Raw genomic sequence first — 21,907 nt, 5'->3', positions numbered from 1 at the left:
GCAGGTGATCGGATGAAACAAGCATACGGCGACGCGCAATACACCTCTTCTCCCGTAGAGGATCAAGAGCAAGGATTTGGAGGCTATGAGCTGCGGCGTCTTCGCGAGGGCAGAGAAGATCGTGTTGCAACGGTTCTCTTTTGGGATGCCACGGGTCAGTTCTTTGTGGAAACCTTTGGCGATGTTCCACTGGTGATTCTGGAAGCGCTCATCGCCGAAGCAAAGTCGAGCATTACCGTCCGATAGTACGGTCGGCGGGCGTCGAGATCTCGATCAGTGGCCTCGACGCCCGCTGCGGTCAGATCAAAAACCCCTGCTTCGCGATCGGCAATTTCCTCAACCGCTTCCCGGTCGCCGCGTAGATCGCATTACAAACCGCCGGCGCGACCAGCGCGACGGTGGGTTCGCCCATGCCGCCGGGTTTCTCGTCGCTGTTCAGCAGATGAATCTCGATGCTCGGTGCCTCGTTGATCCGCAGCAGTCGATACTTGTCGAAATTCGTCTCCTGCACCTTGCCGTTCACTACGTTGATCTCGCTGAACAACGCCGCGGTCAAGCCGAAGATGATGCCGCCTTCGGCCTGGGCTTGAACGATGCCGGGGTTGACCATCTGGCCACAGTCGATGGCGCAGACGATGCGATGGACTTTGAGCTTGTCGCCGTCGAGTGAAATCTCAGCCACCTGCGCGAGATAGGTGTCGTAGCCCGACATCAGCGCCACGCCTTGATAGCGTCCGGCCGGCGGCTGTCCCCAATTCGCCTTGTGAGCGGCGGCGTCGAGCACCGACAGCCAGCGCGGCTGCTTGCCCAACAGCGAGCGACGAAACTCGACTGGATCCATCTTGGCCTCGGCGGCCAGCTCATCCATGAAGCTCTCGACGGTGAAGCAGTTGAGCGCATGACTCACCGAGCGCCAGTAGCCCACCTCCAGTCCGACTTCGTGTTGCAAATAATCGATGTGCAGGTTCGGCACGTCGTACGGGAAGTTGTGAGCGGCTTCGATCGCGAATGGATCGGGTGTTCCCTGGGGCACGGCGCCCGGCGCCCAGCGTGAAGTGATGGACGGCGCCACCAAATGCACCTTCACCGTATTCAACTTGCCATTGCCATCGAACGCACCGGACAGAGTGTTGCGCGCAGGCGGACGATATTTGTCATGAGTCGTATCGTCCTCACGGGTCCACAGCAGCTTCACCGGCTTGTTCATCGCCTTCGCGCATTCGACGGCGGCAGGAACGAAATCGACATCGAGTCGACGACCGAAGCCGCCGCCCAGGAACGTCGTATGCACGAACACCTTTTCCGCCGGCAGCCCGGAAGCTTTCATCGCCGCGGACTGTGCCATCTGTTGCACCTGAGTGGGCGCATATACATGGCAACCGTCGTCGCGAAACTCGACCGTGCAATTCTGCGGCTCCAACGTCGCGTGCGCGAGCAGCGGCAATTCATAGGTCGCCTCGACGTGCCGGGTGTTTTCTTTCCACCCCGCAGCGACGTCGCCTTCCTTGCGAACATCGAGACCCTGGCCGCCCGACGCCGTCTTCAATCCTGCGTAGATGGAAGCATTGGTGAGCTTCGCCGCCGGGCCGGCAGCCCACTGAATATCCAACGCGTCGCGCGCCGTCTTCGCCTGCCACCAGGTGTCCGCAACGACCGCCACGCCTGACGACGTTTGCAACACGTCGCGCACGCCCGGCAGCGCCTTCGCCTTATCCGCGTTGAAGCTCTTCACGCTGGCGCCCAACTCAGGCGGCTGCGCGAGCGCTGCGTACAACATGCCGGGCAAGCGCATGTCGATGCCGTACTGCGCGCTGCCATCCACCTTCGACGGCGTGTCGAATCGCGGCAGAACCTTGCCGACGTATTTGAACTCGTTGTGTCCTTTGACCTGAACGTGCTCCGGCGGCGGCAGGGCCGCGGCGGCTTCCACCAGTTCGCCGAACGACAAACGACGATTGGTGAACAGAACATAGCCATCCTCAACCGAGCACGACTGCGGCGGCGCTTTCCATTCCTTCGCGGCGGCCGCGATCAATCGGGTGCGGGCTTCGGCGCCGGCCATGCGAATCTTGTCCCAGGCCTCGCGCACGCTCGTGCTGCCGCCGGTCGCTTGCGCGCCGAGCAGCTTGTTCACGTATTCGTTGCCGGGCGGGGCGAATTCGACTTTGATGGTGGTGGGATCGACGCCGAGCTCTTCGGCGAGCAGCGTCGGCAACGCGGTGTACACCCCCTGCCCCATTTCCGATTTGTCACAGAACATGGTGATCGAGCCGTCGGTGCCGATCTGCAGCCAGGCGTTGGCTTTGATCATCTTCGGCGGACCGGATTGCTTCGCGACTTCTTCCGGTTTGCTACAGCCGGGCAAGTAACAAGCGATGACCAAGCCACCCGCGACCGCCGCGGTGGATTTCATGAACCCGCGGCGTGAGAGATCGCCGATAACTGAACGAGGTGAGGTAGCCATATCAGCCAGCCTCCGTACCGGTTTGACTGGACGCGCCCGCCGCGGCTTTGTGAATCGCCTTGCGAATGCGCGGATACGTACCACAGCGACAGATGTTGCCGCTCATGGCCGCATCGATGTCGGCATCGGAAGGTTTCGGATTCTGTTTGAGCAGCGCCACCGCCGACATGATCTGGCCGGACTGGCAGTAACCGCATTGAGGCACATCGATTTCCATCCAGGCCTTCTGCACCGGATGACTGCGATCGGGCGACAGTCCCTCGATGGTAGTGATGGCCTTGCCGGCGACACTCTCGACCGGCGTGATACAGGAGCGGGTCGGCGCCCCATCGACATGGACGGTGCAGGCCCCGCACAGGGACATGCCGCAACCATATTTCGTCCCGGTTAAACCCAGCGAATCCCTGAGCACCCAGAGCAGTGGCGTATCCCCCGCCACTTCCACGTCGCGTGGCTGACCATTGACCGTGAGCTTAATCATGTAGAAATCCTCACCGGCTTAGAGTTGTACTGTTCAAATATAGGCTGGGCGAGAACGATTTCACACTCCGTATTCTGCACCGCAAAAGCCGCAACTGAATGTCATGGCTGAACGAACAGGCTCACAGACATTCGGTGTCGTTGGCCCGCGACGCTTCATGTCGGAATGTTTGACACGTTTTAGCAGGCTGTGTCATTAACCGCAGCTCGTTCAACTTGAGGAGTGTGCCGATATGGCGTTGTGGAAAGATCAGTACGGCAGGGAACAGAACACCCCCGACCCCGCCCCGGAAAAAACCGTCGCGACGGTCGCCAGTGTCGACACGCCTCGTACCCCGGCGCCGGCGGCTCGTCCTGCGGCCGCTTCAGATGCCAAGGAATCAGTGCTGGCCGCCGGCCTGACCATCGAAGGCAAGATCGAAGGCTCCGGCAACGTTCGGGTTGCAGGTAATTTCAAGGGCGATGTGCATGTGCAGGGCAACCTGACCATCGAGCAGGGCGCCAAGATCACGGGCAGTGTCCGCGCCAACACCGTCGTCATCGGCGGCGAGCTGGAAGGCAACATCGATGCGGCAACGCGCGTCGAGCTGTTGCAGACCGGCGTGCTGAACGGCGACCTGAAGGCAGGCTCGCTGACCGTTGCCGCGGGCTCGCGCATGCGCGGCCGTGCCGAATTCGGCTGGGACGAGAAGGGCGGCAAGTAACACGTGCCCTCGATAAGTCCGGGACGCGCGACTGCTTACGGCAAGACGCGCGTCTGCCCGCACTGCAAGTCGACCATTCTCGAAAGCGCGAGCATCTGTCCCGCGTGCAAGCACCACTTGCGCTTCGATCCCAAGGCTGTCGCGGAACAGCGGGCGAAAGCCACGTTCTCGGCCTTGCGGGTCGAGGGCGCTTTCCGTCATCCGGCGGAGGGCGAGCCGTGGGAGTATTCGATCGTCATCTCGGTCCGCAATGACCGCGGCGAGGAAGTGGAACGCAAGATCGTCGGCGTCGGCGCGCTCAACGTGAATGAGGGCAGGACCGTCACGCTGTCCGTCGACGTGTACAAGCCGCCGGAGAAATAACAGACTGGCGCCATGCCACGTTTGTATCTGGTCAGACACGCCAAGCCGGCCGCGTCCTGGGGCGAGGATCCCGACCCCGGGCTCGACGATACCGGCCTGGCTCAAGCGCTCGCGACAGCCGAAGAGCTGACGCGCACGTCGTCGCGGCTGCCGGTCTACTCGAGCCCGATGCGCCGCTGCCGTGAGACCGCCGAGCCGCTCACGCAAATGTGGTTTTGCGAGGCGGAGCCGATGCTGTCGGTCGCCGAAATCCCCTCGCCTCCCATTCCTTTTGCCGCCCGCCGCGACTGGCTGATCGCGGCCATGCGCGGCACTTGGAAACAACTGCACCAGAACGCGCCGGCCGGATCCATCGATTATCTGCAATGGCGCAACGAGCTGGTCGCGTCGTTGCTGGCCATCAAACACGACTGCGTCATCTACACTCATTTCGTCGCGATCAACGCCGCCGTCGGCGCCGCGCAGAAAAGCGATGATGTGGTGTGCTTCCGTCCGGATCACGCCTCGATAACCGTAATGAGCAACGACAAAGGACGCCTGCGCGTCGTCGATCTTGGACGAGAGGCCGACACGTTGGTGCTCGCTCGATCGTAGCGGACGGCGCAGACGAGCGGCGCGCCCGCCACCCTGGCCCGGGCAACAGACTCGTGCTCGGAACCGCTGAATCTTCCGCCCAACGGCCGGCGACCGGAATGTCACCGCCGCCTATAATCCGCCCCGCTTACACCTAATGAGCCCAGGGGGCCGGAGAATCGCCATGAGTCTGTCACTGTACGACGCTTCCATTCCCACGTTTCTGCATTCGCTGCGCGCCCTGAAAGCCATCCTGGAGAAGGCAGTGGCGCACGCCGAGGCACGCAAGTTCGATCCAAACGTATTCCTTTCGATGCGGCTGTATCCGGACATGTTGCCGTTCGCACGGCAGATCCAGATCGCCAGTGACTCCGCGAAGGGAGCGGCCGCGCGTCTGAGCGGCACCGAGCCGCCGAAGTTCGAGGACAACGAGACCACGATGGCCGACTTGATCGCGCGCGTGAGCAAGACCATCGACTATCTGGATGGCTTCAAGCCGGAGCAGTTCGAGGGTGACGACAATCGCACCATCTCGATCAAAACGCCGCGCGTCTCGTTGAACTTCACGGCGGTGAATTTCGTGCGCCACTGGGCGCTGGCGAACTTCTTCTTTCACATGACGACCGCGTACGCACTGTTGCGTCATGGCGGCGTGGAAATCGGCAAGCAGGATTTCCTGGGACCCGTGCCGCAGGTCTGAGCTTCGCTACAGAAACGGGGGCCGGCTGTCCGGGCCGGCCCCTTTTTTTATTACTCGCGTTCGAGCTTGTACAGCGTCACGGTGCCGCTGATCTCGTTCGCGACCACCAGCATCGGGGCGCCCGTCGGGCTGTTCGTCGCGTCGATGAACAGCAGGCCTTCGGGACCCAGGTCACCGGCGGCCGGCGCGTTGTACGGATCGACCGAGAAGTCACGATTGTTCGTGTAGCCCACGAACACCGGCACATGCGGGTTGGTGATGTCGTAAGTCATCACGCCGCCCATGCGCTCCAGACCGATGAACGCGTAACGCCGCTCGCCGACCGTGCCCACCGCCAGGCCTTCCGGCTCCGGACCTTTGTTGTCCGAACGGCTGTCGAACGTGCGGTCGTCGTTGCTGGCGTTGAAGAACGCCGGATTGCTGGCCGCGGTGATGCGCTCAAAGTCGCTGCCACTGTCGAACACCTGGATGCCGTTGGCTTTCCAGATCGAGAACGACCGGCCCCCCAGCGTGTAGAGCTTCTCGTACGAGCCATCGCCGTTCGCATCGCCCAGCGTCTTGGTGACATTCAAGCGACCGAGATTGCCGGCCTTCTGCAGGTCCGCGGCGTTCGGGAACGCGACCGGGTCCAGCGTCAGGGCGCTCACGCGCGATTCTTCGGCGAAGCCGGGCCAATCGCGGGCATCGCCTTCGTTGGCGGTGACCAGATAAGTGATCTTGCCGATGTTGAACGAAGCGATCGAGTCCGGCTGGTACATGCCGAACACCGGCCAAGAGCGGATGTTGATGGCGCTGTCGCGATCCGAAGCATCCAGGCCCGGCACCTTCAACAAGCCGAGCGTCGGCTTCTCCGGGACATATCCCGGCGCGATGGTGTACGTGCCCGTGGCATTGTCGATGACGATGCCGGCGACGCCGAAGTCGTTGTCGTTGATCACGGCGAGCTGACCGTTGTTCATCACGGCCAGGCCCTCGATCTTCTGCACCGACGCGTAACCCGCCGACGGCAGATCGACGTGCAACGTCTTCTTGACCGGCACGACGCCCACCGACGTGAGCTCGGCTTCGGTCATCTGATCGACGCTCTTCTGCACACCGCCGACGGTGAACAAGCCGAGCGAAGAGATATCCGTGGCGCCATCGAGCCTGGCCGCGTAGATCTTCTTGGTGATGGTCTCGATCGGATCCGCCGGCAGGGCATCGTCGTCACGCTCCACGACCAGGAAGCCGCCGCCCGGAACCGCCGCAACGTCGCCGATCTTGTCGGCGCGCGTGTCATCGGCGCTCACCGACGCCGGGTTGTCCATGATGTACAGGAACTGACGAGTGGCGCGCGTGTTGGGATCGTATTCGACGACGCGCACATTCTTCATCGCGTTCAGCTGTGCGTTGGTCACCGTCGTGGGATTGCGAGCCGGGCTCTGCACGAACCCATAGATCTTGCCGTTCTGAATTGCGATGCCTTCCATGCCGCGATTCTGGCGACGCTGCGCGATCACCGCCGGCAGCGCTTCGACGCCGTACTCGCCCGCCTGGCCAGGCGCCGGCACCGGCTTGCCAGCGGCCGCGTGCGTGCCGATCGGAATCAGACGCTCGATCAGCTTGCCATCGCTGCTGAAGTGATAGATCGCCGGGCGATATTCGTCGCACATCCAGAACGAACCGTCCCGGTCGATGGCGATGCCTTCGAGGTCCGCGCCCAGCGCATCCAGCGCGGTCGGCTGACCCAACAAATCCACGCCGACTTCGTCGTTGTACGGCAGGTTGGTGTCGTTCGACAGCACGATGTTCGGCAGCCCGGTGAGCAGCTGACCATTCGCCTGTTGCAACAGGATCTGTTCCAACAGCTCGAAATTGCCGGTGGCTGGATCGAGCGTGAAGCGGACCAGGCGCGGCGTGAATTCGGGCAACAGGAACGGACGCAGGGCACCGGTCGGCTCGCCGTTCGGACCGCGATCGGTGTGAGTGATGAACTTCAGCTTGCCGTCGCTGGTCGTGCCTTCGAACGCCAGGCCCGAGAAGCCGCCGAGGTGCAGGGTCTGACCGCCGACCGTCGTGCCGATCACCGGCAGCTTGTTCCACTCATAAGTGGCAGCGGTGAACGGCAGCTCGCTGTAATCCTTGTAGCCCAGCGCCAGCAGATTGGTCACCGTGCCGCTCTTGAGATCGATCTCGGCGATGGCATTGTTTTCCTGGAGCGTCACATACGCGGTCTTCGAATCTTCGGTAACGGTGATGTATTCAGGCTCGAGATCCTGCGCGACGCTGGCACCGGGTCCGTAGATGCGGATGCCCTGGGCGCGCAGCTTCGCGTCCTTACCGTTGAACTCCTGGAACGTCACCGTGCGAACATCGCTGTCGCTCAGCTTCTTCCAATCCTTAGAATTGTGCGGCACTGGCACGATGCTCACGGAGCCTTCCGGATCGACGAAGCCAGGGCCGTAGCCGCTCGGCTCGCCTTCGTTGGCGGTCAGCACGCTGCTGCCGTCCGGAGTAAACGTGATCATGTCGGGCAACGCACCGACCGTCACGGCTTTGATCAGATTGCCGTTGGTGTCATAGAACGCAACGTGGCCCGGAGCGGTCTTCGGATCGCTCTGGATGGCGACCGCGACCACACCGTCGCGCACCGCTACGCTGTTCGGCGAGCCGAGGCTGGCGGTATCGATGGTCGTGACCTTGGCCGGGCTCGACGGGTTGCTCACATCGAGAATATCGACGGTCGAGGTCTGGGCATTCACCAGGAACAGGCGCTTGCTCGCAGCATCGAACGCGACGATTTCCGCCGAGCCCGCGTCGCCGGCATCGTAAGTTCCGACCGGCGTGAGCTTCAGGCTCCCCTCATCGGCATGTTGAACGGATTCGCCGGCGCCGGCCGGCAAAGCACAATTGAAGAGGGCGACTGCGACGGCCGCGGCCACGCAGGAACGAGACGCTCTGGACATGAAAGCTCCGGATTGCGGGGTGTTGTTTGAATGCCGTGCCGGCGCCTCGTCCGTGAGGCGGCAAATCCGTGCCCGGCTTATACGGGAGCTATTCTTGTTTCGATGTATGACGCTTTAATGACAGCTTAGCGTCCAATCTGTGCCAACGACGTTTGCACCCGCTGCAGCTGCTGACGACTCACCATGCCGCCGAGCATTTTTACAAAGTGGGGATGTTGGGCACCCGATGCGATGTATTGCCAACGGTAGGCCCGTTGCATGGTGTCACGGATCTGCTGCTGCTCGGCCGGCGAGAAGCTGCGTTCACATACCCGCATGAAATATCCCGCGTCCGCCGACGACTGCGCGCTCACAATCTCATCGAGCAACCGGAGCAGCGAAATGAAATCATCGACCGCGATGTCACGCTCGCCCGCCGAGAGGTTGCGATCCTCCCGATGCCATTCGATCTCATCCATGACCGCGTGCTGGCACTCCTCCAGCCAGTGGAAACGGAACACATCGCGATAGAGATCCGAGAGGTCGTCGTCACGCTCGATGCTTTCCCGATAGTGAACCTGAGTGAACAGCTCGATGTGACAGGTCAGCGCCAGCACCGCCCACGTCGACTTGTTCAATACGTTGCGCGCCACTTCGTTGGCGTCGACGATCACCGCGTAACCGCCGGGCATGCGCGTAGCAATCGCCGCTTCGATCCGGCGGAACAGTTCCTGATGTTTCAGCTCCTCATCGCTGAAGCGCACCAGCCCTTCGAGCGCGACCTGATCGCCCAACACCTGTTTGCCGGCGAGCTCCAGAGTCTTGGCACTGATGAACCGCTCCACCAATCCGAAGAGAGTGGCGTAGCTGCGGCCCTGCACGTGACTCATGGCGCGCTTCTCGTCCGGCATCAGAAACGCCAGATCGTTCACCTTGGTCAGGCCGTCGGGCAGGAACTTGCGGCGGAAGTCGAACGCCCGGCCGCGAAACACATCGGCATCGATATCCCAACGCACTCTTTTGGACGCCTTGATGCAGCGGGCATAGCGGGCGCGGTCGGAGTTTTCCTGGAACATCTTCTCGGCGGCGGGAGACACCACCATGGCGGCTGCGGCACTCATACGTTTGACTCGCGGGCGGTTTTTCAAAGTGCGCGCATGTTGCAGTTTTATGGCAAGCGGCGCATGAGGCAGAAGGCTCATTCGAAAGCGCCATCCCCGGGACATATGTCCTAATTAAATAACTCGGGATCGGGCATCCTGCCGCGCCCCTCGTGCGACTCGCAAAAGGCGTGACTTTTGCTCCTCGCTCGCCGCCTTCAGCGGCGCGGGTACATCCTGTACCCGTGTCCAATAGGACTACGCGACGCCCCGGTCGCGGGCGACGACGATGGCCCGGGCGCGCGAGTCCACGCCCAGCTTCTCGAAAATGTTCGTCAGATGATTGCGCACCGTTTTCTCGCTGATGAACAAACGGCGGGCGATTTCCCCGTTCGCGGCCCCCTGCGCAACCAGTCTCAGGATCGCATTCTCACGGGCGGTGAGCTCCGACAAGTCCACTGGCGCGGATTGGCGAGCGGCGCTCGACCCGGCAACGCCCATGTACTCATTGAATGTCTCGCAGAACCGAGCCCAGGCCGGCTCGCCCTCGGTAAGAATGTGATTGCGGCCTTCCAACGTCACGAACGTCGCGTTGGGAATCTCCGCCGCCAGCAACCGGCCCTGATCGAAAGGAATGCGTGCGTCGCCCCGGGCATGCACCACGATGGTCGGCACTTTCACTTGGGACAACAGCGATCGCACATTGATCTGGCCGAACGCTTCGATGATGCGCGCGGCGATTTCCGGCTGGGTCGTGGTGCGCATGAGATCCGAGAACCAGCGCACCTGCTCGGTAGTCGCGTCCGGGATGAACAAGGAGGCGAACAACAGACGGAACGCGGGATTCTCCTGGCCCCACCCCTGACGAATCAGCTCGACCAGCGCCTCCCCGTGCCGCCGCGAATCGTCGCCCCGCTGCGCCCAGCCTTCCGCATAACAACCGTACAGGAACAGCTTCGTGACGCGCTCGGGATGACGGACGGCGTACTCGATACAGGCGGCACCGCCTTGAGAGATGCCGAGCAGCGGGAATGTTTCCAGATCCGACGCTTCGATGAGCGCTTCGAGATCCGCGACTTGAGCGGCGTGCGAAAGATCGGCGACATCCCAGTCCGACAGGCCGCAGCCACGAGGATCGAACCGAATCAGCTGGCGCCCGGCCGACAGAAAACGGAACCAGTGGCGCCACACCGGGCTCTGCCAGTCGAACTCCAGATGCGACAGCCAGTTCGCCGACTTCACCAGCGGCGGTCCCTGCCCTGAAGTGGCGACCGCCAGACGCGTGCCGTCCGCGGATTTGATGAATCGAATCGTTTGTTGCATGGGGGCGCCCAATCCGCCCCCAGAATAACAAAATGTATACCGTCGCGAGGCGGCGGCGGTTCAAACCGCCCGCAAGGCCATAGCCACCGGCAGACGCGCGGCCCGCATGGCAGGAAATAAACCGCCCAGCACGCCGATGACACAGGCCCAGACGACGCCGAGAATCATCAGCTGCGGGCTGACGGCCAACTCGAACACCATCTGCCCCATGCCGCCGCCCGACGTACTCACGGTGTTGCCGTTGAAGAACATCCAGGCGAGCAAGGCGCCGATCACACCGCCGATCAGCGCGAGGATCAACGCTTCGGCCAGCACCGACGCCACCATGGCCGCCGAGCCAAACCCCAACGCACGCAGCGTGGCGATCTCCTGTAGCCGGGCGCTCACCGCCGAGTACATCGTGTTGAGCGCCGCGAACACCGCACCCACCGCCATGATTCCGCCGACCACATAGGCGATGATGGAGATGATGGTGCTCATGTTCTTCGACTGCTGCTGGTAATACTCGCGCTCGCGCACTACATCCACGGCCAGCGCCGGGTTGGAACTCAGCGAATCCTTGAACGCCTGAAACGACGATGGCGAATCGAGCAATGCCGTCACGCTCTGGAACGAGCCGCGCTGATCGATGGAGATCAAGGTCTCCGCGTAGGTCATCAGCGAAGACTCGTGCGAGTCGCCGCCCGTCTCGAACACGCCGACGACGGTCCAGTTCGCACCACGTGAGTGCACTACGTCGCCGACGTTCAGGCCTTTGAACTGCGAATGCGCGGACTTGCCGACGATCACCTCGGTCACCGCCGGCTCGAACATCCGGCCTTCGACGATCTTCAGCTCGGGCCGCACTTCCAGCATCCTGGGGCCGACGCCGCGCAGGATGACATTGATCTCGGAGTCGTCGTCTTTTTTGTGCAGGCTCAGAATGCGCATGGTCTCGGCGGACGTAATCGGGTCGCCGTTCGCGTCGTGCTTGATGCCCGCGCCATCGACGATCAACTTCGCGGAGTTGCGATCCAGCGCGCTCGACGTCTCGGCCATGGAGCCGCTGCGCAGGACGATGGCGCGATCGTCACGACCGGTGTTTTCCATCGTGCGAATCAGGCCGGTCGACATGGCGAGCACCGACACCAGCACGGCCACGACACCGGCGATACCGATGACGACCACCAGCGAGGTGCTCACCCGCTGCGGCAGGCTGCGAAAGTTCATCGCGGTGACCGCGCCGATCTGACGGAACATTTTCATGAAGCGACCCTGATCAGCGTCCCGCTAAGGCATCCACAATGTTCAACTGACGGGCCCGCCACGCCGGCGGGAAGCCGCTGACGAACGCGACCGCCACCGCGATACCCGCGCCCATCATCATGACCAGGGTCGGCATCGAGAAATTTCCGAACAGCTTCTGCAGCGCCGGCGACTGGAACACCACCGCGGCCAGCCCGATGCCGAGCGCGGCTGCAAACAGGCAGAGCAGCAGCGACTCGGTCATCACGAGCAGCAACACTTTCGTATCCGAGTAGCCGAGCGTCTTCAACACCGCCAGCTCCGACGTGCGCTCGCGCACCGACTGCATCATCGTATTCGCGGTCAGGAACAGGAGCGTGAACAGCACCGCCCCGACGATCGCATTGGCGATGAAATTGATGTCACCCAACTGCTTGAGCTGCGACTGAGCCAGCGCGAACTCGGTCTGGGTCCGCGTCTCGACCGAGGAATTGGCAAACATCGCGTCGATCTCCCTGGAGATCCGGTCCGCCTGTTTCGGATCCTGGATGGACACGATGTAGTAATGGACCTGGCCGGTGCCGAACGAACGCGCTTCGTCGAAGTAGCTGTAGTTCAGATAGAACGCCGGAAAGCCCATGCCGTAGGCGCTGGCATCGAACGTCCCGACGATGTCGAACTCCCAGGTGTTGCTGCCGGCCTTGTTGGTCCAGATCGACGTGCCGATGGGAATGCGGTCGCCCACCTTCCAGCCGTACTGAGTGGCGAGCGTGTCACGGATCAGCACGCCCGTGCGCGTCTTCTCCATGGCGGCCAGGTATTCGGGCTTGATCTTGATTTCCTTGTAGACCTTGAACAGCTCGGCCGCATCGGTGGCGAACGCCGGAACGACCTTGCGAGCGTCCTGGTAATAGCCGCCGAAATACGCCCACAGAGACACCGCGCGCACGCCGGGCAGATTCCGGATGCGTTGCAGATATGAAATCGGCATGCCGTCGGTCATGCCGGTGCGTGCCGATACATAGAGCCGATCCACGTCCAGCGTCCGCATGGCGACGCTGAAGCCCTGGTTGATTCCCTGGAGCAAACCGAACAGCAGGAACGCGACCACGATGGAGATCATCGTGAACACGGTGCGCGTTTTCTTGCGCCACAGCCCAGCCCAGACGAGGCTGAAATATTTCACGCCGCGCGCCTCGTATCGTTGGTGAGCAGGCCCTTGTCCAGATGCAGCTCGCGCGACGCGTACTCGGCGGCCTTCGGATCGTGCGTCACCATGACGATGGTCTTCTTGTGGCTGCGGTTCAGTGCCGTCAGCAGATTCATGATCTCTTCGGCACTCTGCCGGTCGAGGTCGCCCGTGGGCTCGTCGCAAACCAGCAGCGTGGGATCGGAGACGATGGCGCGCGCGATAGCGACGCGCTGCTGCTGGCCGCCCGACAACTCGTTCGGCTTGTGACGGGCGCGTTCCGCGAGACCGACCAGCTCCAGCGCGACCTGCACCCGCCGGCGGCGCTCGGATTTGGAAAGATTGGTCAGCAGCAACGGCACTTCGACGTTGGCCTCGGCGGTCAACACCGGCAGCAGGTTATAGAACTGGAAGATGAAGCCGATGTGCCGGGCGCGCCAGTCCGACAGGCTGCCGCGCGAGAGCTGATCGATACGATCGCCCGCGACCAGCACTTCGCCGGTGGTGGGCTGATCCAGGCCCGCGACCAGATTCAACAACGTGGTCTTGCCCGAGCCGGACGGCCCCATCAGCGCCAGGAATTCGCCGGGCTCGATGGTCAGATCGATCCCGTGCAGGACCTCGACCTTTTGCTTGCCGCGAACATAGCTCTTGGTGACATTGCGCAGGGTCACGAGTGCAGTCATGGCACGGATCCGCTCGGCTATTGAAGGCGCGGCAGTGTAACTGCCCGAGCGGTGGGACGTCAGGGGTGTGCCGGCGAATTGCGGCTAGCCGCCGGTCATACGGCAGGTTTCAAGCCGTGGCCGGCTGCGCGTGCAATCTCTGCTCGCGAATCGGCAAATTCGCAATTGCCGCCAACAGCGCGAGCCCGATGTCGGCGTACCACATCCATTGATAGGAGCTGGTCTGCGACAGCACCAGGCCGCCGAGCCACGCGCCGAGGAATCCGCCGATCTGATGCGATAGCAGCGTGAGCCCGAACAGCGTCGCGAGGTAGCGTGTACCAAACAGCTTGCCGACCAGCCCCGCCGTCGGCGGTACGGTCGCAAGCCAGGTCACACCGAGCGCAGCGGCGAAGATGTAAATGTTGAGTGCCGTCTTCGGCATCACCAGATAGATCGCGATCATGAGCGCGCGGCTCGCATATACCCACGCGAGCAGATACTTCATGCGGTAACGCTGCCCCAGCCAGCCGATGCCCAGGCTGCCGACGACGTTGAACAAGCCGATCAAAGCGAGCGAGTTCGCCGCGACATTCGGCGTCAATCCGCAGAGCTGCAAGTCGCTGGGGAAATGCGTGACCAGGAACGCGATGTGAAAGCCGCAGGTGAAGAAACCGGCGTGCAGCAACAGGTAACTCGGATTGCCCATCGCCTCGCGCAACTGATTGCTCAGTGTAATGTGACCCGCGGCAACTGCATGAGCCGCAGTGCTCGCTGCGCTCGACGCCGAACGAATCAGCGGCAGCACCAACGGAATCGTCAGCAGCGCCGCGAAGGCCGTAGCAAACATCGCGGTCGCCCACCCAGCCGCGCCAATGATGAATTGCACGAGCGGCGCGAACACGAACTGACCGATCGAACCGCCGGCATTGATGATGCCCGCGGCCATCGAACGCTTTTCCGCCGGCAAGCGCTGCGAGGCGATGCCGATCAGAATCGAGAAGCTGCCTGCCGCCGCGCCGGCCGCCGCGATCACACCCATGCTGAGCAGGAACCCCGAGCTGGTCGTCATGAACGGCGTGAGCGCCCCACCGAATGCCAGCAACAGCGCGCCGGCGATGATGACTTTGGGCGCGCCGTATTTATCGGCGATGGCACCGAACACGGGCTGAGCCGCGCCGAACACGAATTGACCGATGGCGAGCGCGAAGCTGAAGGCGACGATGGAAATGCCCGTGCTCTGGGTGATCGGCAACAGGAACAGACCGGTCGTTTGCCGCACGCCCATCGTGATGAGCAGGATGGCCGCCGCCGCGAGAATGAGTCCGACCGTGCCGGCGGAGACGTTGGACTGGGATGCGGTGGATGTGCTCATGAGGCGCGGAAGTATTGCGCGTTCCGTAGGCATCTCACCAGTCGCTTTTAGACGTGATGCGGTCATCAGTCTGGTGATCGAAATGGCGCTAATGCTGCAATCACCGGCGCGCTCCCTTATGATCGCGCGCTTTTATTTAAGGATGGCTGGTAGATCATGAAGATCTCTTCAATCATGGTGGTGCGCGTCGCGGTCGCGGCCATGTTCGTCATTCACGGCGTCATGCGGATCGTCGCAAACGCCGTGACTCCATTCGGCCCGTTGCTCGAATCGCAGGGCTTGCCGTTCGGGCTCGCCTGGGCGTGGGCAGTCACCCTCATCGAAATCGTCGGCGGCATCCTGCTGGCGCTGGGCCGCTACACCGCCCCGCTCGCGGCTTATTTCATTTTCCAGACCGCGCTCGGCATCTGGTGGGTGCATTGGAAAGCGGGCTGGTTCGTGGTCGGACTGGGCCGCAACGGCATGGAATACAGCGTGCTGATCATCGCGTGCCTGATCGCGGTGCTGCTCGGGAAAAAATGATCAGGTGGTCGCCGCGACCACTCTCTTGGCTTGATTGCGCAGCTTCCGGCGCAGCTCGGTGGGCTGGACGATATCGGCCTCGAACACGATGTCGAACAGGATGCGCAGCGCCGCTTCCTCGCGCTCGAAATCCAGCGTCACGGGTTTGCGGCCCTTGAAGTTTTCACCGAGCGGCTCGAGCCGCGAGCGAAACCAGTTACCGAAACTGTCGAGCAGCTGCTGTTTGCCCCTGGCCGAGATGTTCAGCTCCACCGGGAAACTGACCGGTGGATTCTTCTCGAACTTCTCGCACCAGACGTTCCAGAACTTGTGCAGATCGAAATCGGCATCGCGCGTGAAGGTCGTGCCGGTGGTCTGCAATGACAACATGCGCGAGATTCTGAACACGCGCGTCTCGCGCTTCACCCGGCCGATCAGATACCAGGTATCGACCTTGACGACCAGCGCGTACGGCTCGACCAGATAGTCTTTTTCTTCGCCGTTACTGCGGCGATAGTTGATGCTGATGCATTCGTCCTTCCAGATCGCCGCACGCAGCGTGTCCAGATAAGGCGAGACGGAATACGAGCGAAACCACGGCTTGGTATCGAACAGCAATCGCCCGCGAGCATGCTGAGCGCGCAGCTGATGCATCGTCGGCACGGCGGCCGCGAGCTTGTCGAGCGCGGTACGAGTGGGGGCCGCGAGATCGTGAACGCCGATGCCGGCGGGACTCGCAATAAGAGCGAGAGCTTCGGCTTCGCCGGAAGAAAGGCCGGTCAGATCGGAGGTGTAACCTTCGATGAGTCGAATGCCACCGCCGCGCCCCTGCTCGGTATACACCGGCACGCCCATGGTCGACAGGGCGTCGATGTCACGGAAGATGGTGCGAACCGAAACGCTCAGACGTTGAGCGAGCTCACCGGCGGTGAGTGCCTGGGCCCTCTGCAGGGCCATGAGAATGGCAATGAGTCGTTCGGCGCGCATGTCGGCATTACAACCTCAAACGCTGACATAGTATGTCAACGAAGACGTCAACCAAGACGCCGAACCCCTACAACGCAACCTCGGCCCGGATAACAGCGCCAACGATACGAGCGACTTCGCTGGTCCTCGACCCAGGCGGCCGCAAACCGGCTTCTGATCTCGTTCTTCGCCGTCGCGCGCGCCAGCGCGCAAATCCCATTGCTTCAAGGCCCCCTCGCCCTTGAGGGTGAGGGGGTTGAGGATGCGGAGTCGCACGCCCTTGAGGGCGAGGGGGTTGGGGGTGTGGGTGTCGCACGCCTTGAGGGCGAGAACGCCAGTACTGGAGGTGTTATCGCACGCCCATGAAGGCCGACGTGTAATCCGCCTGGCTGCGACGAATCGCTTCGTACGCATCGTCGCGGCCATACACATGGGTGATCTCGACCGCGTGATCCGGCGAACCCGGCGCGTGCTTGTACGTGAGGAAGTAGTGACGAACGCGCTCGATCACCGACTTCGGACACTGCGAAATATCGGTCATGTGCCCGTACATCGCGTCATCGCGCATCACCGCGATGATTTTATCGTCCGCTTCGTTGTCATCGATCATGCGCAGGCCGCCGATCGGGATGGCTTGCACCAGCAGATCGCCGTGGCCGATGGATTTCTCGGTCAGCACGCAGATATCCATCGGGTCGCCATCGCCCTTGATGCCGGTCTTGCCGGTGCGCTCTTCGCAATACGCAGCGACGCGCTCGGCGCACAGCGTGCGTGGCAGGAACCCATACAGCGACGGGCAGATGTTCGAGAAGCGCTGCGGCCGGTCGATCTTGAGCAGGCCGGTGGCCTTGTCGAGCTCATATTTCACCGTGTCGGTGGGCACGATCTCGATATAGGCGGTCACGCGGGACGGGGCGTCGGCGCCGATTTCGACGCCATGCCAGGGGTGGGCACGGAAAGCGGAAGGAAACATGGTCGACATGGATTACAACTGGTGGACTGTGAAAATGAATGGGCAGACCCGCCGGGTCTGCAGCGAAAAAATGCGGGTTCGGAGACAATGGGTGGTGCGGAGTTTACCTGAAGCGTGCCCTCAACCGACCTCGACCTCATGACCGATCTGAAGCAATTCATCCGGGATGTCGCCGATTTCCCGCAGCCTGGCATCATTTTTCGCGACATTGCCCCATTACTGCGCAGTCACTTCGGCCCCACCATCGACGCCATGAGCGGGCTGCTGAGCGCCGGGGAATGGCGACGGATCGACGCCGTGGCAGGCATCGAATCCCGCGGCTTCATGCTCGGCTCGGCCCTGGCCCTCAAGCACGGCAAGGGGTTCGTCCCGATCCGCAAGAAAGGCAAGCTGCCGCCCCCCGTCGTCAGCATCCCGTATCAGCTCGAGTACGGCGAAGGCGTGCTGGAAATGCAGCAAGGCAGCGGCCGGTTGCTGTTGATCGACGACGTGCTCGCCACGGGTGGCACCCTGGCTGCGGCGGCCGACCTGTGTCTGGTTGCCGGCTATCAGGTCGACGCCCTTGGCGTGCTGATCGATCTCAGTCTGATCAAGGACTTCCGTTGGGAAAGCCAGCCGGCGCGGACCGTGATCCGATACTGACCCGCCCGCCGCCGAGGTCCCTCGGGAGCGGACATCCTGCCGAGCGGGTGATCTGACAATTCTTTGCCGCGAGCCGGGCTGCCCACCGCCTCGCTCTCGCTGACAATGTTGTCCATAGCTGGACGTTTGGGAGTTGTCATGAAGAACTCAGCGAATCGGGCCTGGGCCGCGCTGACCATCGCGCTCGGTGTGGCCACGAATGCGCTGGCCATCGAGCCCGGCCAGGTCGTCGACAACTTCCGCCTGCTCGACCAGCAAGGCCAATCGCACGAGCTCCATTCGCTCTCGAACCGCAAGGCCGTGGTGCTGATGGTCCAGGGGAACGGCTGCCCCATCGTGCGCCAGGCGCTGCCCGCACTCGCCGAGGTGCGCGCGAAGTATCAAGCCGAGGGCGTCGAGTTCCTGTTGCTCAACTCGAACCTGCAGGACACGCGCGAGCTGGTCGCCAAGGAGGCGAACGACTTCAACATCGAATTCCCCATCCTGCTCGATGAATCTCAGCGCATCGGCGCGGCGCTCGGCGTGGTGCGCACCTCCGAAGTGTTCGTCATCGATCCCAAGGGCTGGCAATTGAAGTATCGCGGCCCGATGGACGACCGGCTCTCCTATGAGCGCCAGCGTCCGGCGAAGAATCATTATCTGGTGGATGCGCTCGACGCCGTGCTTGCCGGCAAGCCCGTGGCAACACCGTACGCGGATGGCGTCGGTTGTCTGATCAATTTCCCCGAGCGCGAGCGCAAGACCAGTCGCCGTCAGATCTCACATTAGAAGATCGCGATTAATTTTTCGTCAGCTCGCCGCGCGCAACTCTTACAAGGCCGTGATTTCAGCGCTGTGAAAATACTTACAGGTTAGTTGTCGCCATTTGGCGAACGTGCCGTCATTGGCATCAAGTTTCGCTATAGTGCGCGTCTGCCGACCGATCGGCAGCAACTAGACCTATAAGGATTCGTGCTGATGTTGAGAAAGGTGCTGCTAGCGCTGCTGCTGGTGCTAGGACCGGTGTCCGCCTTCGCCGCGACGATGTATATCTCCGATGAGCTGACTGTCCCACTGCGTCGCGGCCCGTCCAACGGCCACAAGATCATCAACGCCGCGCTGCCGAGCGGGCTGGCGCTGGAAGTGCTCGGCGAAGACAATGCCGCCGGCTTCACTCAGGTGCGCACGCCCAATGGCATCGAGGGATGGTTGCCCACTCAGTACCTGGTGAGTCAACCCGTCGCGAAGGACCGGCTGGCCGCCGCGACCAAGCGGGTCGAGACGCTCGAAGCGCAATTGAAATCGACGCGCGAGAATTATCAGGACGTGCGTGGCGCGCGCACCGAGATCGAAGGCAAGGCGAGCGAGCTCACGAAAGAAAATCAGAAGCTGCAGACTGAGCTCGCGGAGATCCGCCGCGTGTCGGCCACCGCCATCACCCAGTTCGAAGAAAACAAACAATTAAAGAGCAGCAACGCTTCGTTACAGACTCAGGTCACACAGCTGACCGAGGAAGTGCGCGACTTGAAGCGCAATGTGATGTTGCGCTGGCTGCTGTCGGGCGGCGCGCTGGTATTGCTTGGATTGATTCTCGGCGCGTGGATCAAGTCACGGCCGAAGCGCAGCACGTGGGCGTAAGGAACGAATCTCAGGGCCTGGGGGCTCCACTCAGGAGCCCGAACAGAAGCCTGTGAACGATCGCGGCGACAGCATTGAGAGATCGTTGTGCCGTGGCCTGCAGGAGGACACCGATGGCCTAGACAACAACGGGCCAACTCGCAAAACCTTACTCGCCTCGACCGCTCACAGGCAGGCTCACAGATTGATATGAGACCAGCACGATCACATCGGACCCGGGAGCGGACTCGCAGTTTCGAATGAGCTGCTTGATGGTATAGATCCGGTAGCGCTCGGCAATGAACCCTGGGCGCCAGAAAAATATTCTACGAAGTAACGGCAATTGCACCGCGAATAAGCGGTTGCATCAAGGGCGGGGCAACAACTCGCGGGTGCCGTCGACACGGGCCCGGAACATCCGACCGTCCTTGCCGATGGACAGCGCTTCCATCACCGGCGCATGAGTCTGCTCATCCCGATGCGGATACACCTGTACCGCAATCACGTGACCGCCATACAAAGCAGTCACAGTCGGCACGATCGTGTGACCGACCAGAATCGCTTGCACGCCGAAGCGCGCGCGAATCAACTCGATATCACTCTGCTCGGCGAGCTTGAAGCCGCCTTTGAGTGCCGCCTCTCTAAAATATCCGCGATACCACAGCGGCCCTTCCTGTCCCATCACGAACTCGGCCTGTTCGCCGCGAGGCGCGGTTTGTTCTGTCAGCGCAGAGCGCACCGTTTGATTGACTGCCGACAAAGTCAGTCCACGATCCATCAATTCACGCGAGACACCGCCATGCAGACACAGATACTGACCGAGCCGGAACACCGCGGCTTTGCTACGCAGCCACTGGCCAAGTAACGATTGCTCACTCCAGAGCGATGCGTATCGTTCGACGCCGAGCAGCGACGCGACGCGCGGATATTTTGGATTCAGATATCGATCGTCGCCCGTCATCACCATCGTTTCATGATTGCCGAGTGCCAGATGCACACCGCCGCCCGCGCGTGCAGCTTCCGCTTCGAGCTTGTAAATCAACCACAGCAATTCGGTATGGTTCGGGCCGCGATCGAAGACGTCGCCGAGCACGGCCAGATGTCCTTTGCCAAAGGACCAGCGCAAGCGATGGTCGATGACTCCATGCCGCTGCAAGAGCTGCGCGGCGATCTCGAATTCGCCGTGCGTATCGGCCATCACGAACAGCGGCGTGCGCGCGTTGATCTGAATTTCGTCGCGTGCCGGTTGGGCCGGGCCCCGCAGCTTCACCTCGAATGCCGGCAACGTTCCGATAGCCGCGACGCTGACGACATCGCCGATCTCGGCGGTCCGATCGCGCACCTGTGGCCCTTCGCTTTTTTCTTCGATCCATCGTGAATGCCAGCTGCCATCGGCGGCGCGCAGGACATAGGGCCCATCCTGCAGCGGTTCAGCCCGCACCAAGCCACTGACGAGCGTGAGCAGAATGGTCGCGAGCAACAGCGACCCAGTCTTAACGAGATGCGACATGGGTCGCATCATAGAGCAAATATTTCTTGATCCGCCGCGGCCCAGGTCACGCCGCCGAAACCACCCACCCCCCTGAACGCGAACACCCGTCAGGAACCCCCAATTGAGAGCGGCGCCCGGTTCCAGCCGCGCCGGATTTGGTTACTATCGACGCCGATGAGCACGATCACCCTTGGCCCAGCGCGTATGGGCGATGCACCTGCCATTGCCCACCTGTCGCGCGATTTGATCGAAGCCGAGCTGCCCTGGAGCTGGACGCCCCGCCGCGTCGCCGGCCTGATGCGCCAGCGTGAAAGCGCCGCTGTGATCGCGCGCGACCAGAATCGCCTCGCCGGCTTCATCCTTGCCCAGTATGGCGACGAGTCGGCGCACATCGCGTTGCTGGGCATCGCGAACGAATATCGCCGGCAGGGCATCGGCCGGCGCCTGGTGCAGTGGGTGGAGGAGACGGCGATGGTCGCCGGCCTGTTCCTGGTACGGCTGGAAGTGCGCGCCAGCAAGCGAGAGGCGCGCCATTTTTACGCCCGGCTGGGCTATCGCGAGACCGATCGCGTCGACGGCTACTACAGCGGGCTCGAAGACGCGATCAAGATGTCCAGAGATCTGCGCGCGTTATCTACTTCCAAATAGGTCGC

Annotated in this window: 22 protein-coding genes; 10 read left to right on the top strand and 12 right to left on the bottom strand. The window is 62.2% G+C overall.

Annotated elements, in window-relative coordinates:
• Nucleotides 1-12: 12 nt before the first annotated feature.
• Nucleotides 13-246: a hypothetical protein gene (locus EKO19_RS08620; protein ID WP_129775910.1), complete on the top strand. Its 234-nt coding sequence runs from the start codon at nt 13-15 to the stop codon at nt 244-246.
• 52 nt (nt 247-298) lie between these two features.
• On the opposite strand, the gene EKO19_RS08615 is transcribed toward EKO19_RS08620, so the two are convergent.
• Both EKO19_RS08615 and EKO19_RS08610 read right to left on the bottom strand, forming a co-directional pair.
• Nucleotides 299-2,464 carry a xanthine dehydrogenase family protein molybdopterin-binding subunit gene (locus tag EKO19_RS08615; RefSeq protein ID WP_129775909.1) on the bottom strand — a complete coding sequence of 722 codons (2,166 nt, stop codon included), beginning with the start codon at nt 2,462-2,464 and terminating at the stop codon, nt 299-301.
• Between the two features lies 1 nt (nt 2,465).
• On the bottom strand, nt 2,466-2,945 hold the full coding sequence (locus EKO19_RS08610; RefSeq protein WP_129775908.1) for a (2Fe-2S)-binding protein: 480 nt from the start codon (nt 2,943-2,945) through the stop codon (nt 2,466-2,468).
• A gap of 232 nt (nt 2,946-3,177) precedes the next feature.
• On the opposite strand from EKO19_RS08610, the gene EKO19_RS08605 reads away from it, so the two are divergent.
• From EKO19_RS08605 to EKO19_RS08590, 4 genes are all read left to right on the top strand, one after another.
• Entirely contained in the window at nt 3,178-3,648 is a 471-nt protein-coding gene (locus tag EKO19_RS08605) for a bactofilin family protein (protein WP_129775907.1), read from the top strand.
• A gap of 12 nt (nt 3,649-3,660) precedes the next feature.
• Nucleotides 3,661-4,011 carry a hypothetical protein gene (locus tag EKO19_RS08600; protein ID WP_129776052.1) on the top strand — a complete coding sequence of 117 codons (351 nt, stop codon included), beginning with the start codon at nt 3,661-3,663 and terminating at the stop codon, nt 4,009-4,011.
• A gap of 12 nt (nt 4,012-4,023) precedes the next feature.
• Nucleotides 4,024-4,605, top strand: coding sequence for a histidine phosphatase family protein (locus tag EKO19_RS08595; RefSeq protein WP_129775906.1), 582 nt, complete (start codon nt 4,024-4,026; stop codon nt 4,603-4,605).
• Nucleotides 4,606-4,768: 163 nt separating this feature from the next.
• Nucleotides 4,769-5,284: a DUF1993 domain-containing protein gene (locus EKO19_RS08590; RefSeq protein ID WP_129775905.1), complete on the top strand. Its 516-nt coding sequence runs from the start codon at nt 4,769-4,771 to the stop codon at nt 5,282-5,284.
• A gap of 50 nt (nt 5,285-5,334) precedes the next feature.
• Here EKO19_RS08590 and EKO19_RS08585 read toward each other — a convergent pair whose 3' ends face one another.
• From EKO19_RS08585 to EKO19_RS08555, 7 genes are all read right to left on the bottom strand, one after another.
• Nucleotides 5,335-8,229 (bottom strand): choice-of-anchor I family protein, encoded by a 2,895-nt coding sequence (locus tag EKO19_RS08585; RefSeq protein WP_129775904.1) that lies wholly within the window; start codon nt 8,227-8,229, stop codon nt 5,335-5,337.
• A 125-nt stretch (nt 8,230-8,354) separates the two neighbouring features.
• The gene (locus tag EKO19_RS08580) at nt 8,355-9,329 is read right to left on the bottom strand and encodes a hypothetical protein (protein WP_217705188.1); all 975 of its coding nucleotides are present in this window, start codon (nt 9,327-9,329) and stop codon (nt 8,355-8,357) included.
• 237 nt (nt 9,330-9,566) lie between these two features.
• Nucleotides 9,567-10,631 (bottom strand): alpha/beta fold hydrolase, encoded by a 1,065-nt coding sequence (locus EKO19_RS08575; RefSeq protein ID WP_129775903.1) that lies wholly within the window; start codon nt 10,629-10,631, stop codon nt 9,567-9,569.
• 60 nt (nt 10,632-10,691) lie between these two features.
• Nucleotides 10,692-11,876 carry an ABC transporter permease gene (locus EKO19_RS08570; RefSeq protein ID WP_246038840.1) on the bottom strand — a complete coding sequence of 395 codons (1,185 nt, stop codon included), beginning with the start codon at nt 11,874-11,876 and terminating at the stop codon, nt 10,692-10,694.
• 13 nt (nt 11,877-11,889) lie between these two features.
• Complete coding sequence (locus tag EKO19_RS08565) at nt 11,890-13,041, bottom strand: ABC transporter permease (RefSeq protein WP_129775902.1); 1,152 nt, start codon at nt 13,039-13,041, stop codon at nt 11,890-11,892.
• Complete coding sequence (locus tag EKO19_RS08560) at nt 13,038-13,730, bottom strand: ABC transporter ATP-binding protein (protein WP_129775901.1); 693 nt, start codon at nt 13,728-13,730, stop codon at nt 13,038-13,040. Before EKO19_RS08560 ends, EKO19_RS08565 begins: the two co-directional genes overlap by 4 nt.
• 109 nt (nt 13,731-13,839) lie before the next feature.
• On the bottom strand, nt 13,840-15,084 hold the full coding sequence (locus tag EKO19_RS08555; protein ID WP_129775900.1) for an MFS transporter: 1,245 nt from the start codon (nt 15,082-15,084) through the stop codon (nt 13,840-13,842).
• A gap of 156 nt (nt 15,085-15,240) precedes the next feature.
• Here EKO19_RS08555 and EKO19_RS08550 point away from each other — a divergent pair, with 156 nt between their 5' ends.
• Nucleotides 15,241-15,606, top strand: a complete 366-nt coding sequence (locus tag EKO19_RS08550; protein WP_129775899.1) for a DoxX family protein — start codon at nt 15,241-15,243, stop codon at nt 15,604-15,606.
• Here the strand turns inward: EKO19_RS08550 and EKO19_RS08545 are convergent, their stop codons facing one another.
• On the bottom strand, nt 15,607-16,572 hold the full coding sequence (locus EKO19_RS08545; protein ID WP_129775898.1) for a helix-turn-helix transcriptional regulator: 966 nt from the start codon (nt 16,570-16,572) through the stop codon (nt 15,607-15,609). It abuts the gene before it with no gap.
• A 328-nt stretch (nt 16,573-16,900) separates the two neighbouring features.
• A complete protein-coding gene (locus tag EKO19_RS08540; RefSeq protein WP_217705186.1) occupies nt 16,901-17,524 on the bottom strand; it encodes an inorganic pyrophosphatase in 624 nt (207 codons plus the stop codon).
• A gap of 138 nt (nt 17,525-17,662) precedes the next feature.
• Between EKO19_RS08540 and EKO19_RS08535 the strand changes: the two genes are divergently transcribed.
• The 3 genes from EKO19_RS08535 (at nt 17,663) to EKO19_RS08525 (ending at nt 19,783) form a co-directional block, all read left to right on the top strand.
• Nucleotides 17,663-18,166 (top strand): adenine phosphoribosyltransferase, encoded by a 504-nt coding sequence (locus EKO19_RS08535; RefSeq protein WP_129775896.1) that lies wholly within the window; start codon nt 17,663-17,665, stop codon nt 18,164-18,166.
• Nucleotides 18,167-18,304: 138 nt separating this feature from the next.
• Nucleotides 18,305-18,934 carry a redoxin domain-containing protein gene (locus EKO19_RS08530; protein ID WP_157995174.1) on the top strand — a complete coding sequence of 210 codons (630 nt, stop codon included), beginning with the start codon at nt 18,305-18,307 and terminating at the stop codon, nt 18,932-18,934.
• Nucleotides 18,935-19,123: 189 nt separating this feature from the next.
• Nucleotides 19,124-19,783 carry a TIGR04211 family SH3 domain-containing protein gene (locus EKO19_RS08525; protein WP_129775894.1) on the top strand — a complete coding sequence of 220 codons (660 nt, stop codon included), beginning with the start codon at nt 19,124-19,126 and terminating at the stop codon, nt 19,781-19,783.
• Nucleotides 19,784-20,129: 346 nt separating this feature from the next.
• Here the strand turns inward: EKO19_RS08525 and EKO19_RS08520 are convergent, their stop codons facing one another.
• Nucleotides 20,130-21,272, bottom strand: a complete 1,143-nt coding sequence (locus EKO19_RS08520; protein ID WP_157995173.1) for a metallophosphoesterase — start codon at nt 21,270-21,272, stop codon at nt 20,130-20,132.
• A gap of 186 nt (nt 21,273-21,458) precedes the next feature.
• On the opposite strand from EKO19_RS08520, the gene EKO19_RS08515 reads away from it, so the two are divergent.
• Nucleotides 21,459-21,902 (top strand): GNAT family N-acetyltransferase, encoded by a 444-nt coding sequence (locus tag EKO19_RS08515; protein ID WP_157995172.1) that lies wholly within the window; start codon nt 21,459-21,461, stop codon nt 21,900-21,902.
• Nucleotides 21,903-21,907: the final 5 nt, after the last annotated feature.

This window comes from Peristeroidobacter soli, assembly GCF_004138485.1.
Taxonomy (GTDB): Bacteria; Pseudomonadota; Gammaproteobacteria; order Steroidobacterales; family Steroidobacteraceae; genus Steroidobacter; species Steroidobacter soli.
This window is presented reverse-complemented; position numbering and strand designations above follow the sequence as displayed.